Source organism: Sphingobacterium deserti, from assembly GCF_000757725.1.
Lineage (GTDB): Bacteria > Bacteroidota > Bacteroidia > Sphingobacteriales > Sphingobacteriaceae > Sphingobacterium > Sphingobacterium deserti.
This window is the reverse complement of record NZ_JJMU01000006.1, coordinates 1-12,883: the sequence shown is the minus strand read 5'-3', so window position 1 is coordinate 12,883 and position 12,883 is coordinate 1. Positions and strand designations below refer to the sequence as shown.

Genomic DNA, 12,883 nt, shown 5'->3' with positions numbered 1-12,883 from the left:
TCTTACGATACATAATAAAACGAGAGCCGTAGCAAGTAGTTGTTACGGCTTTCTTAATTATTTCCAGTTCGCATCAATAGGTGTAGCTCAGTCCAAACGTCGGCATAATTTTACGTGTAGCGCTTGCGTCATTTATATAGGCAAGTCGTGCTGCGACATTCACATCAGGCAAAACATACCGGAATACGTTAAAGTCTGCCGATATACCAATGCCAAAGCTCTTTGGAGATGAGGATTCATGGATATTTTGGAAGTCGGAAAATAACAGACCCTGAAAACGTTTAATGTAGGCTACTGATCCGATGCTCCAATCTGGGTAGAAGAGCGGAAGTCTGTAGTTTACCAAAACCGTATTGGTCACTATCGGTGAAGAGAAGTTTCCCCAGCCAGATACCATCGGGATATCGTATACGCCTTCGTATCGTCCACTGCTTCTTTGTGCTGCTACGCGCAATTGCAGGCTATGGTTACTTGAAATACCAGGCAAGTAAAAGTTTGTCCGCACCGACAGAACCTGCCCGCTGATCTGCTTTTCGAAGGGGAGGTGCCTATACGTCAAACTGATATTTTGTCCCCAGCGCGGCGCGAGGTCCATTCTGCTCCGCATACTATTTCGATTGAAGTAGGCTTGGTAGTTTAATGGAAACGCGATGGTTTCATTGAAATTTCGTAAGGCTATACTCATATCGTAACGCTTCGTATAGGAGGTTCCGAAATTCACCCCATAGCTGTAGACCGTGTTTTGCCGATATACGGACAGTGGTATGGCGATATCGAATGTCGCATGATGATCTCTGTAGTCGTACATAATAACTTGCCCAGGCTGATTACTGCTGACCGCATTGCCTACTAAGCCACGGTTAGCGTATCGGGCGGTAAATACAGGTAAATATCTTCTGTAAGATACTTCAGCGGAATATATACTTTTTGATATGTTTGGATCATACTCATAACCCAATTTAATCTGACTGGTATTTAAAACATCATTGGATAGCCAGAAAACGCCCGGGATATAATTATCAAAGCTTTCAAAGTTTGTGCTGCTTATCGATAGACTATGAAAGTTGACTAAGTTTGCCGTAGGACTGTATCGAGTCACCTGAAATAGACTGTCAGTAGTCGCCAGTGTTTGTTCATCATTGATTTGATCAATAGTTGGTTGCGCATAAAGCTGTACCTGCTGTGTAAAGTCGCTTGTGCCCGTTGTTAATTTTTGGCTGGCGAGCTTATAACCATTGTAGCGGTAATCATTAAATAGTAGCATGCTATCAGCTCCGTGAGACGCGTTAAAGGCGCCGAAGCGTGCATCTGTCACTTTATAGGTAGTTCCACTTTGATCGAGACGATAGATGTTATCTATTCCATCGAAATGTGCCTTGAAAAACACGTCATCGCCTACGTAAAACGGTCGTTCCAACTGTTGATTACCCCATGCTAGCCGAAGTCGTTGTCTATTGCCTTCCAGCTCAATTTCTAATAAGTTCGTTCCTTCCGCCGCGACCGCAAGCACAATAACCTTATCGCCCGTGCTATTAAACTTTGGTTGCTGTATATGCATACCTTTCGGTACAGTTTTACGAGCTATAGCCTTGCCGTTTTCTGTATCCAACAAAACTAAATAACTTCGATTTGCCTCATCAACTTCTACCACAGCGGCAACGTCTTTTGTGGGATGCAGGGCCGGTGAATAGTATCTGGATTTATGTGTGATAGTTCTCAATTTCCCGGTCGGTAGGTCCAGGATATTAATTACATTGTAGGTCTGCTTGCCAAAGCGGGCGTCTTTTCTGTATTCGTCCCAAGCAATTTGCTTATCTCTTATATGAAAATAGGGTGTTATCTGAATCCCAGTTTTTGCTACCGCGTATTCGTGCCCGTCGTTGTCAATCCTGATAATTTCATTGATTGATTGGGGGCTAGATTTTAACACATATAAGCTGTTGTTGTTACCCAGCTGAGGTAAGATATAGTCACTAGGATATCTACTTTTTTTAGTTTTTATTTCATTATGTATTGAATTTACATCATCGTTTGTCTTCCAAAAGCCTTCCCTTTCGTTCATCATCTCCTTAAACATTTTGCTTGGTGTTAGTCCGGATGCATGCTTAAAGGCGCGCTGGAAATTAAATGGCCGAAGTAATTTCGTACGCATCTCTTCCATTATTTTTTCGTGGCTTTCGATTCCATGTTGATTGGTGAGATAGGTGTTTATAAACATCCCTATGCTATAGTGTGAAGGCACATTATCCTTGAAAGATCCAAGCACGTATTTATTGAAATCATACTTTTCTCCTGACAGTACGTTTGCACGGATTGGCATTTCCCAAGAGGGGAGCCTCCCTCGACCGCCAGCGCTGTGTATAGTTTCAATCTGTACAGCATCACCCTCAAAATACCAGGCTGGCAGATTCAAAGCATATAAAGCCAACGCAAGTTGTTCAAAAAATGGCCCCCTTATTCGTCCTGTCAATTTGTCAAACTGGGCGACATGTCGAAGTTCGTGTAAAGCTAAGTTTGGTAGCCATTCCTGGTTGTCAGCGGTGGACGAAGGGACCGGGAAAAATTCGGATTTCCGTGGTGCAAGCTGTACATATCCATTTTGACTTAAGTGGTTTCCCTGAAGAATTAGCGTGATAGTTCTTGGGTTTTTACGTAAATCACCACTGCTTTTTATACGGAGAGAGGGGAGTTGGGAAGCAAGTTTTATTGCAGCGCTATCAAACGTATTAGGGAAAATGAGACGATAGTTTTCGGTTTTTATTTGCCTCCATTTTATGGAGGAATGCGCTTGTTCGTTATCGATAATTTGACCCATCAGCTTATCTGAACTAATACAGATTGCTATAGATATTAATATCCTGGTAATGAGTGTTTTATTCATTTATAAATATAGGTGTTAATTGGTTTGCTAATTATTTTAGTATGAATCTGTCAATTATTATAAATTTAATGTTTAAATAATAGTTTTTAAATATCTGATTATGTTACGAATATGTTTGTTTTAAAATCCTTATATTTGAATGTGTTTTCCTGTTATTTTTCTTACCATTGCATTTTGTAAATCGATCGCATTCCATTTTATTAGGGTCTGTTCTACCATATTTAAATCGGAAAACAAGATAGCTAAAATAAATTGTTTTTGATCGTATAGCTATTATTGAAAACGCTCAGTTTTGATGTTAGGCATCAGTACGCAATTTTACAAGATCAAATATTAGCCGATGTCTTCCATTTAAGTTTTCACCATTCGTGTAGCGCCCAAAACGACACCGGTCCAAAATTCATAAATTGGGAAGTTTGGGTATTTCTAAGAGCTATGCTGTATGGGTGACATAATGGCGCTTTGAAGAAGTGGTTGGTCTCCCAAAGTCAAACTGTTTTTCGATGGAATTGTTATCTATAATTGGCCACTATCGGCACAAAAAAGAATTAGTAATTTCCAACTAAAAAGTCGACTTTTGCTGCAAACGAACAATACCCATGTAGGATTAAATTTTATAGTGTGTTATGGAAGAACTAGAAATGCAAGTGGAGCTTGTTGAGAAATGGATAGCGTCTGATCAAATCTCGGAGCTTCAAGATTTCCTTAATGAGCAGAATATTTCCGATGTGGAAGAGCTCATTGATGAGCTTCCAGAACATGCCGCCCTTTTTATCGAAACCCTCAACATCAATCGGGCCGTTCATGTATTCAGTATCCTAGATTTCCCCACTCAAGAACGTATTTTCAAAAAGCTGTCGGCAAGCAAGGCTCGGGAGCTAATTAACGAGATGCCTCCGGATGATCGTACTTCTTTTTTTAGTGAATTAAAAGGTGATGTAGTAAAGCATTTGATCATTATGCTATCGCCGGAAGAACGGAAGGAAGCGCTCTCCTTACTCGGCTATCCGGAAGATAGTGTAGGACGTTTAATGACTCCTGATTACATCACTGTAAAACCGCATTGGGACATCCCGCGAATTCTCGAACATATCCGCAGATATGGTGATGCTTCGGAGACGATCGATGTATTGTATGTCATCGATAAAGAGGGGCGGTTGATGGACGATATTAAGATTCGAGACATATTGGTTTCCGATCCAGGAACGAAGGTTGAGGACTTGATCGATAACAGATTGATTTCACTCCGTGCGAACGATCCACAGGAGGAGGCGGTGAATGTCTTTAGGATGAACAATCGGGTCGCTCTTCCTGTTGTGGATGAACAGGGTATTATGCTAGGGATGGTGACTATCGATGATATACTCTGGGTGGCTAATGAAGAGTATACGGAGGATATGCAACGAATAGGGGGTACTGAGGCCCTTGATGAGCCCTATCTGGATGTCTCTATCTTTCACTTAGTGAAAAAGCGCGGAGGATGGCTTATTGTGCTTTTCCTAGGGCAACTGCTCACGTTTAACGTGCTTAAATTTTACGAAGACCGTTTAACCACTATTTTAGTCTTATTGATGCCGCTTATTATGTCCAGTGGCGGTAATAGCGGTTCCCAAGCGTCCACCCTGATTATCCAGGCGATGGCAATGGGCGAAGTGACCTTACGCGATTGGTGGCTCGTGATGCGCAGGGAAATACTTTCTGGATTTTTCTTGGGTTTGATCTTAGGTACAATGGGCTTTTTTCGTATCTCGGTTGAAGAGGCGTTTACAGGAGGCTACGGCGATGCTTGGGTGATGTATGGCTTGGCTATTGCATTTTCACTGGTGGGCGTGGTCTTGTGGGGGTCTGTCGTGGGCTCTATGCTGCCATTTGTGCTACGCAAAATGGGTGCCGATCCAGCCAGCTCGTCCGCGCCTTTCGTTTCCACGTTGGTGGATGTGACAGGTTTGATTATTTATTTTACCATTGCCACAATGATTTTGGGAGGGATATTAATTTAGTTAAAAAAAATGTCCTTGTATGTGAGCGAGTTGTATTTTTAAGCTTTAAAATATTTGCAGGGTTCAGTAAAACTTCCGATAATTGCATCACTGAAACGGAGTTGACCGCTTCAAAAAATTCCTGAATAGCTCAGCAGGTTAGAGCATCTGACTGTTAATCAGAGGGTCGCTGGTTCGAGCCCAGCTTCAGGAGCCAAAAAAAGAAAAGCTGTTTTTCGACAAGAAAAACAGCTTTTTGGTTTTTATGCGAAATTGAGCTGCTAGTTTTTGTGGTAAACAAAAAAATGCGAAGTTGATCTCCGCATTTTTTATTCGTTTAAATTGCAAGCTTATTGCAAATTGCTAAACCAACAACTGTGGTTTTTCTTTGTAAGTCTTCCAAAGCAGTTCGCCGAATAGCGTATTTGTCCAGGCGAACCAGTGCCGTGTATATTTTTTTGGATCATCTTTATGAAATGACTCATGCATAAAACCGGTGTCACCGTGTGTTTTTCGAAGCGTCTCAATGCAGTTTTTAACCTCCTTGTCGTCTGTAGAGGTAAATGCACGCATAATAATAGCCATCGGCCAGATCATGTCACGACCAATATGCGGACCGCCAATTCCTTCTGCTGCGGTACCTTTGAAGAAGAATGGATTTTTTTCTGACAGTACAAAGTTTCGTGTACGTTGGTAAACTTCGTCATTAACGTCGACCGCACCAAGGTAAGGAAGCGCTAAAAGCGAAGGTACGTTCGCGTCATCCATCATCAGGTAACTACCGTAGCCATCTACCTCAAATGCGTAGATACGTCCATGCTCCGGATGATCGACAATACCGTAGCGATTCACTGCGGTTTCAACTTCCTGTGCTAAAGCTTCCATTTTTCCAGCCAGATCGGTATTGTTTTTTACCTTTCGCAAAATTTCCGCGGATTGGCGTAGGCTTGTCACGGCAAAAAGGTTTGAAGGAATCAGAAACATAAAGATGGAGGAATCATCAGACGGCCTAAATGCAGAGCATATTAAGCCTACAGGATTAACCGGATATCCCAAACCGTCAACCTGCAGGGTGTCAGATCCTCGTGATGTGGTACGGCCAAATACATAAGGCCCTACGCTTTCTTTACGCTGTTGTTCGACAAACGTCTTATACGTATTCTCTTGTGCCTTCACCCATTCTGCATCAAAAGGTGTAGCATCATTTGTTTCCTTCCAATAGTGGTAGGCCAGTCGTATAGGGTAGCATAAAGAATCAATTTCCCATTTGCGCTCATGTATACCCGGTTTCATATCGGTATGGTCGCTAAACCATTCGCCTTTCTTTGCTGGGTCGTTATAAAAAGCATTGGCATAAGGATCGATATTGACGCATTGTGCCTGCTTATTGATCAAACCCAATATAAGATCCTGCAGCTTGCGGTCCTTTTTCATAAATTGGAGATATGGCCAAACCTGTGCGCTACTATCTCTTAACCACATCGCGTCAATATCGCCCGTGATGACATAAGTCAATTTTTTGTTTGCTGTAGACTCGTCGTATACTGTGGTATCTAGCGTATTCGGAAAGCAGTTATTAAAAAGCCATCCAAGTTCAGGATTTTTTACTTTCTTTTGGAACTCCGCAATGGTGGCTTCTATAATTTTACTGGAAAAATGACGTTTGTCAGCGGTAACCCTAACGGTTGGAAAAGTATTATAGGGAGCTGCAAATGAAAATTTGCTAGCCATTGCACCGGCACCTAGGGCTCCCGCAGTTTTTAGAAAGGTTCTACGTTTCATGTTATAGCGATTCTTGTTTTTTGGTTATCAGTGCCCAATATAGCAAATAAAATGGAAAAGTAAGACAACATAAACGTTTTAGCACCGTCATGCGTTTGCTCATTTGGCTCGCCTTCTGGTCGAAAAATATGCCTACTTTTGTCTTCCGGTATTTTAGGAATAATAATTGTTATATACAATCGCAATTTACGCAAGACTTATATGAATCAAATCTACATTTTAGTTCTTTTCGTTGGACTCGGTCTTTTTACATTCCAGCCAGTGAAAGGACAGGTGAAGAACCAAACCTACTCCTATCAACATTATCAGAAATATAACGAACTACTATACTCCCCAAATACCAGATTGCATACAGCATCGAAACCTTTATTATTTAAAGATGAGTTGCTATTAAAATTTGATTCCTTGCAGTCGCTCTATCCAGTCCAGTCTGAGAATCTTCTGTTACGCAAAATCTTTAACGAGCATCTCGTTGATATTGACAAGGGGGATGACCAATTATTTATGGACTTTTTGCCTGATTTTGTTATTGGAAAGGATTTGATTGCAGATGACAGGCGCACAACCTCGTTAAGCACATTGGGTCTGCAATTGGGCTGGCAGCACAAGGATAAGTTGACCTTGTTTGCCAATATATTTGCAAACCGCGGCGTATTCCCAAACTATCTATCGGAATACATGGATGTGAACCAAGTCGTTCCAGGGCAGGGTACGGTGCATCATCGAAGCGGTAACCAAAAAGAATGGCTTTACGGTACCGTGAATCTGACCTACGCCTTCAACGATTATTTCGAGGCAACGGTAGCATACGATAAAAACCATATTGGAGATGGCTACCGCTCGTTGCTTTTATCAGATTTCTCTTCGAACTATGCCCAGGTTAGGTTTACGGGTAAGATCGGGAATGTGCAATATACGTCGATTTGGGCATATATGAATGATCCTAGCAACCCACGGTTAGATTCGCTAAACACGGGAAACCAATTTGGCGATGGAAAAAAATGGGCAGCATTCCAGTATTTGGATTACAACGCTACAAACCGCCTTTCCATCGGCTTTTTTCAAGCTGTCGTTTGGGCAAACAGAAACCAGGCGGGCTACCGCGGATTCGATTTTAACTACATCAATCCGATTATGTTTATCCGCCCTATCGAGTCCAACAATAGCACGTCACCCGATAAAATGTTTTTGGGATTAAATGCGAAATACAAAGTATTTAATACGCTGACTGCTTATGGACAGTTTTTGCTAGGTGAATTTACCGCGAGCGAGTTTTTTGGCGGCAGGGGATATGCACACAATAAATGGGGTACGCAGATAGGTATTCGCGGCTATGATGCTTTTAAAGTTAAAAACCTGAATTATTTATTAGAATATAATGTAGTCAGGCCATACACCTATCAACACTTTACATCTATATCAAACTATAGTAACCACGGTGAACCACTAGCGCACCCGCGTGGTGCGAATTTCAAAGAGATAGTGGGTATAGTGAACTATTCTTGGAATCGCTTTGACTTCTCGCTGCAAGGCGTTTACAGTCGTTACGGCACGGATCCAGAAAGTGGAATCAACATGGGCGGGGATATTTTTCAGTCTTACAATAATATACCTGACTTTTTTGGCAATTCCATCGGGCAGGGGGTACGAAACGATCTTTACTTTGTAGATGCGAGGGCGGCCTATGTATTGAATCCAAAATATAATCTTCGTTTTGAATTAGGTTATACGCAACGTTACAACTACGTAAAAGATGCGAGCACACAAAAATCAGGCGTGATTAGCCTCGGACTGCGCTCATCTTTCCGTAATTTCTATGGCGATATATAGCGGATATTACTATCTTTATCGGGCAAGATGTTTAAAGCTACATCAGCTTTCCACCCATAAAATAAAGAACAATTCAAGAGGATGAAAAAAATCATAATCATAAATGGACCAAACCTCAATCTGCTTGGTGTCCGCGAAACTAGTATTTATGGTAACCAGGATTTTATTTCGTATTTCGAAGGGTTGAAAGGCGATTTCCAGGAGCTCGAACTTCACTATTATCAAAGTAACCACGAGGGGGCTATCATTGATAAGCTGCATGAGGTAGGCTTTTCGTATGATGGGGTGATCTTAAATGCTGGTGCATTTACACATACCTCTGTTGCGATAGGAGACGCTATTGCCGGAATAAAAACACCAGTCGTTGAAGTGCATATTTCCAATGTACACCAACGGGAAACCTTTAGACACCATTCTTATTTAGCTAAAAATTGCGTAGGCGTGATATGCGGCTTTGGGTTGAATAGCTACAAGTTGGCTATTCACAGTTTCGTTTAGCGAATTCCGAGCGATTGCCGCTCAATCCAGCTTTTCGCATCAAAATGCCGCCGTATCGGCTGATTTGCCTCCAAAAAAATGTATAAAAAGCGATAATAGCGCTGCCACGCCCATTACGATGACCATAGGAAAGATCGTTCCATTATGGAAAAAGCTTACCAAGCCTGATGTTAAAGCCCCGATAGCCATTTGGACACAACCCAGCAAGGCTGAGGCGCTACCTGCCAAGGCTTTAAATGGTGATAAAGCCATAGCTGAGGTGTTTGGAAAAATAAAACCATGGCCTAATAAGTAGCAAAAAATCAAACCCAGCAAGATCGGAAAATTCAATGTGTCTGTTAGTAAACCGGCAAACATAAGTAGCGCGATGAGCGACTGCCAAATGTTTGCTATTTTGCTTATTTGCGGGCTACTGCACTTTTTCAGAAGCGCACGGTTTACCTGTGTGGCAAAAATCATGGCCGATGCAACAAATGCAAAAGCTAGTCCGTATTGCGTTTGCGACAAACCGTAATGTTGCTGCATCACAAATGATGAGCCCGCGAGATAGGCATACAGACCCGACGACGCAATGGAGCCGACCAAGCAATAAATCAGGAATGTTTTGTTTGTCAACACCTCCCAAAATTTTCCTACAATCGCTTTCGGGCGAAGCGAAAAATCTGCCGAACCCTTGTAGGACTCTGGAAGGTAGAAGTATGTAGCTACAAGGATGATGATGCCGATCGCAAGTAGCGAAACAAAGATATAATGCCAATCCAAATGATTTAACAACAAAGCGCCAGCACTAGGAGCCAAAATGGGCGATATGGCGATAACCAGCATGAGCAGGCTAAAGACGCGCGCAGCTTCGCGAGGCTCGTAGTAGTCTTGAATCATCGCGCGAGATGCAACCATGCCCGCGCAGCTGCCCAGCGCTTGTAAGAACCTGAGCGCAATCAGGTGTTCTATATCACGCGTCATGATACATAGAAGTGTAGCGACGATATAAATAAGTAAGCCTACCAGCAACGGCTTTTTTCGTCCATATTTGTCGAGGAGAGGACCGTAGATCAACTGCCCAAAGGCGATGCCGATAAAAAAGCTTGTTAGAGATAGTTGTACCTTATCTACTGGAATATTGAAATCATTTGCTATCGTTTGAAAAGCAGGAAGATACATGTCTATGGAGAACGGGCCTACTGCAGATAAAAGACCCAAGATGAGTAAGATGACCGTTCTATTGGAAGTGTGTTGACGTTGCATAACTTAAAAAAAGAGCCCATCTTTTTAGATGGGCCAGATAAAAGACTTTTTATTTACTACTGTCTTTGGGTTTTCGGAAGATAAGATATAACCCGCCGATCATGAAGGGTATACTTAAAAGTTGTCCCATGTTGAATTTCATCCCTTCTTCAAATGCCTCTTGGTTTTCTTTAAAAAATTCCAGGAAGAAACGTGCTCCAAAGAGTAGCACGAGGAAGATGCCAAATAGATAGCCAGGCTTTGGTTTCGCATTTTTCTGATACATCGACCATAAGATCAAAAAGATGATGATATAAGCGATTGCCTCATACAATTGAGCTGGGTGACGCGGAACAAGATCATTTTTCTCAAAGACCACCGCCCACGGCAAGGTAGATGGCAACCCTACAATTTCCGAATTGAAGAAATTTCCAATACGTACGAAAGCGCCTGCAAGCGGTACAACCAGAACTAAACGATCTGCTATCCATATAAAATTTGTCTTGGTTTTTCTAGAAAACAAGAACAGTGCTGTTAAGATCCCGATAGCACCTCCATGACTGGCTAAACCTTGAAATCCCGTCAGTTCGAAACTTCCATTATTCATACGGAATGGTAGAATCATTTCCAGCGGATGTTGAATATAATAATCAAACTCGTAAAAAAGACAATGTCCCAAGCGCGCGCCGATAAGTGTGCCTAAGAAAATATAGATACTAAGTTGATCCAGCAATTCCTGTGATTTTCCTTCCCGTGTAAAAATCTTAAGCATGAGCACGTAGGACACAACAAATGCAGCAAGAAAGCATAATGCATAATAGCGCAGACCGAACGAGCCCACCTCAAAAATCACTGGGTCGATATTCCAATGGATAACATTTAATATTGCGTGCATAGTCATAAATTGTGTCGGTAAATATAAGGTTATCCTAGATAAAATCCATAGTACAACGAATTTCTTACCAAAAGGTGCTGGAAATTTTTAAATTTGACAAAGCGGCACAATGAACTATGTGCGAAACAATAAAATGAATTATGGCAGAAAAAAAAGAGAAGGAAGCAGGTACCCATACACCTATTGTGACTAAGGAATCGTTAAGTTTTTTTGAAAAATATATAAACAACCCTTCCCCGACGGGCTTTGAATGGGAGGGACAGCGGATGTGGCTCGATTATTTAAAACCCTTTGTCGACAAAACATACATCGATAACTATGGCACAGCAATGGGGATCATAAATCCTGATGCTCCCTACAAAGTCGTTATAGAAGCACATGCTGATGAGATATCTTGGTTTGTCAACTACATCACGAAAGATGGACTAATTTATGTGATTAGGAACGGTGGATCTGACCATCAAATCGCCCCATCCAAACGAGTAAACATCCATACGGATAATGGCCTCGTCAAGGCCGTGTTTGGATGGCCAGCTATACACACACGCTCTGGCGAGAAAGAAGAAACACCTAATCTTAAAAACATCTTTCTAGATTGTGGAGCGACCTCTAAAGAAGAAGTGGAAGAGATGGGAATTCACGTTGGATGCGTGGTTACCTACGAGGATGAATTTATGGTTTTGAATGATCGTTATTACGTGGGGCGTGCGTTAGACAACCGAGCTGGAGGCTTTATGATTGCGGAAGTGGCCCGCTTGCTAAAAGAAAACAAAAAGAAACTTCCTTTCGGACTTTATATTGTAAATTCAGTGCAGGAAGAGATCGGCCTACGGGGTGCGGAAATGATTGCACACTACATCAAGCCGAATGTGGCCATCGTGACCGATGTAACGCACGACACGCAAACACCAATGATCAACAAAATTACGCAGGGCGATTTGGCCTGTGGAAAAGGTCCTGTTTTATCCTATGCGCCGGCAGTACAAATTAATCTAAACAGGTTGTTAATCGATGTAGCGAGAGAAAAAGATATCCCATTCCAACGCCAGGCTTCGTCGCGCTGGACAGGCACAGATACCGACGCTTTTGCCTACTCCAATGGTGGTGTCCCTTCTGCGTTGATATCCCTACCACTGCGCTATATGCATACCACGGTAGAAATGATACATAAGGAAGATGTCGATAATGTAATCCGCTTGATCTACGAAACCGTTCTAAAAATCGAAGCGGGACAAGATTTTAGAAGTTTTACAATCTAAAATCGTTCGCAGGTTCAAATTTTGATATATTTAATAATTAAGAAGAGTAAATAGATAATCGCAATGGATGTTAATTTTATGGATTTAAAAAATAATACAAAAGAAGAAGCGGATAATAATGAATTAAGCATAGAGCTTAGTGAGGAAATCGCAGAGGGGATATATAGCAATTTAGCCATCATTACCCATTCCAACTCAGAATTCGTTCTGGATTTTATTCGCATCATGCCCGGTATTCCGAAAGCAAAGGTCAAATCACGTATCGTGTTGACACCAGAGCATGCAAAAAGATTGTTAGGTGCTTTGCAGGATAATGTGACCCGCTTTGAAGCGAGTAACGGGACGATAAATACGAATGATGCTACTTTGCCACTTAATTTTGGTGGCCCTAAAGGCGAAGCGTAGTTCTTCAAACTTACTACGATGAACACCTACCGGTGATTCTGTAACGTATTGTCTCCCTGCTTTGCGGGGTGGCTTTAAAGAAGGTGTCTAAAAAGGCACCTTCTTCTGTTTTTACAGTTTTTTTAGCTTC

The 12,883-nt window shown here is 41.9% G+C and carries 9 protein-coding genes and 1 tRNA gene; 6 read left to right on the top strand and 4 right to left on the bottom strand.

The window, feature by feature from the left end:
• Window positions 1-73: 73 nt before the first annotated feature.
• Window positions 74-2,881, bottom strand: a complete 2,808-nt coding sequence (locus DI53_RS02090) for a hypothetical protein (protein WP_052071968.1) — start codon at window positions 2,879-2,881, stop codon at window positions 74-76.
• Window positions 2,882-3,507: 626 nt separating this feature from the next.
• Between DI53_RS02090 and mgtE the strand changes: the two genes are divergently transcribed.
• A complete protein-coding gene (gene mgtE, locus DI53_RS02085) occupies window positions 3,508-4,881 on the top strand; it encodes a magnesium transporter (RefSeq protein WP_037494818.1) in 1,374 nt (457 codons plus the stop codon).
• A 119-nt stretch (window positions 4,882-5,000) separates the two neighbouring features.
• Window positions 5,001-5,077, top strand: a tRNA-Asn gene (locus tag DI53_RS02080).
• Between the two features lie 146 nt (window positions 5,078-5,223).
• Here DI53_RS02080 and DI53_RS02075 read toward each other — a convergent pair.
• Window positions 5,224-6,642, bottom strand: coding sequence for a glycoside hydrolase family 125 protein (locus DI53_RS02075; RefSeq protein WP_037494816.1), 1,419 nt, complete (start codon window positions 6,640-6,642; stop codon window positions 5,224-5,226).
• A gap of 201 nt (window positions 6,643-6,843) precedes the next feature.
• On the opposite strand from DI53_RS02075, the gene DI53_RS02065 reads away from it, so the two are divergent.
• Both DI53_RS02065 and aroQ read left to right on the top strand, forming a co-directional pair.
• Complete coding sequence (locus DI53_RS02065) at window positions 6,844-8,472, top strand: hypothetical protein (RefSeq protein ID WP_037494812.1); 1,629 nt, start codon at window positions 6,844-6,846, stop codon at window positions 8,470-8,472.
• Between the two features lie 81 nt (window positions 8,473-8,553).
• Complete coding sequence (gene aroQ, locus DI53_RS02060; protein ID WP_037494810.1) at window positions 8,554-8,970, top strand: type II 3-dehydroquinate dehydratase; 417 nt, start codon at window positions 8,554-8,556, stop codon at window positions 8,968-8,970.
• 39 nt (window positions 8,971-9,009) lie between these two features.
• Here aroQ and DI53_RS02055 read toward each other — a convergent pair whose 3' ends face one another.
• Together DI53_RS02055 and lgt are read right to left on the bottom strand one after the other, a co-directional pair.
• On the bottom strand, window positions 9,010-10,215 hold the full coding sequence (locus tag DI53_RS02055; RefSeq protein ID WP_037494808.1) for a multidrug effflux MFS transporter: 1,206 nt from the start codon (window positions 10,213-10,215) through the stop codon (window positions 9,010-9,012).
• 49 nt (window positions 10,216-10,264) lie between these two features.
• On the bottom strand, window positions 10,265-11,089 hold the full coding sequence (gene lgt, locus DI53_RS02050; protein WP_037494806.1) for a prolipoprotein diacylglyceryl transferase: 825 nt from the start codon (window positions 11,087-11,089) through the stop codon (window positions 10,265-10,267).
• Window positions 11,090-11,229: 140 nt separating this feature from the next.
• On the opposite strand from lgt, the gene DI53_RS02045 reads away from it, so the two are divergent.
• Complete coding sequence (locus DI53_RS02045) at window positions 11,230-12,348, top strand: M42 family metallopeptidase (protein WP_037494804.1); 1,119 nt, start codon at window positions 11,230-11,232, stop codon at window positions 12,346-12,348.
• A gap of 63 nt (window positions 12,349-12,411) precedes the next feature.
• Window positions 12,412-12,753, top strand: a complete 342-nt coding sequence (locus DI53_RS02040; protein WP_241462347.1) for a DUF3467 domain-containing protein — start codon at window positions 12,412-12,414, stop codon at window positions 12,751-12,753.
• The last annotated feature ends 130 nt before the right edge of the window (window positions 12,754-12,883 follow it).

Coding starts and splice junctions, on each gene's coding strand:
- DI53_RS02090 (WP_052071968.1), bottom strand. CDS start 2,881: ATGAATAAAACACTCATTACCAGGATATTAATATCTATAGCAATCTGT.
- mgtE (WP_037494818.1), top strand. CDS start 3,508: ATGGAAGAACTAGAAATGCAAGTGGAGCTTGTTGAGAAATGGATAGCG.
- DI53_RS02075 (WP_037494816.1), bottom strand. CDS start 6,642: ATGAAACGTAGAACCTTTCTAAAAACTGCGGGAGCCCTAGGTGCCGGT.
- DI53_RS02065 (WP_037494812.1), top strand. CDS start 6,844: ATGAATCAAATCTACATTTTAGTTCTTTTCGTTGGACTCGGTCTTTTT.
- aroQ (WP_037494810.1), top strand. CDS start 8,554: ATGAAAAAAATCATAATCATAAATGGACCAAACCTCAATCTGCTTGGT.
- DI53_RS02055 (WP_037494808.1), bottom strand. CDS start 10,215: ATGCAACGTCAACACACTTCCAATAGAACGGTCATCTTACTCATCTTG.
- lgt (WP_037494806.1), bottom strand. CDS start 11,089: ATGCACGCAATATTAAATGTTATCCATTGGAATATCGACCCAGTGATT.
- DI53_RS02045 (WP_037494804.1), top strand. CDS start 11,230: ATGGCAGAAAAAAAAGAGAAGGAAGCAGGTACCCATACACCTATTGTG.
- DI53_RS02040 (WP_241462347.1), top strand. CDS start 12,412: ATGGATGTTAATTTTATGGATTTAAAAAATAATACAAAAGAAGAAGCG.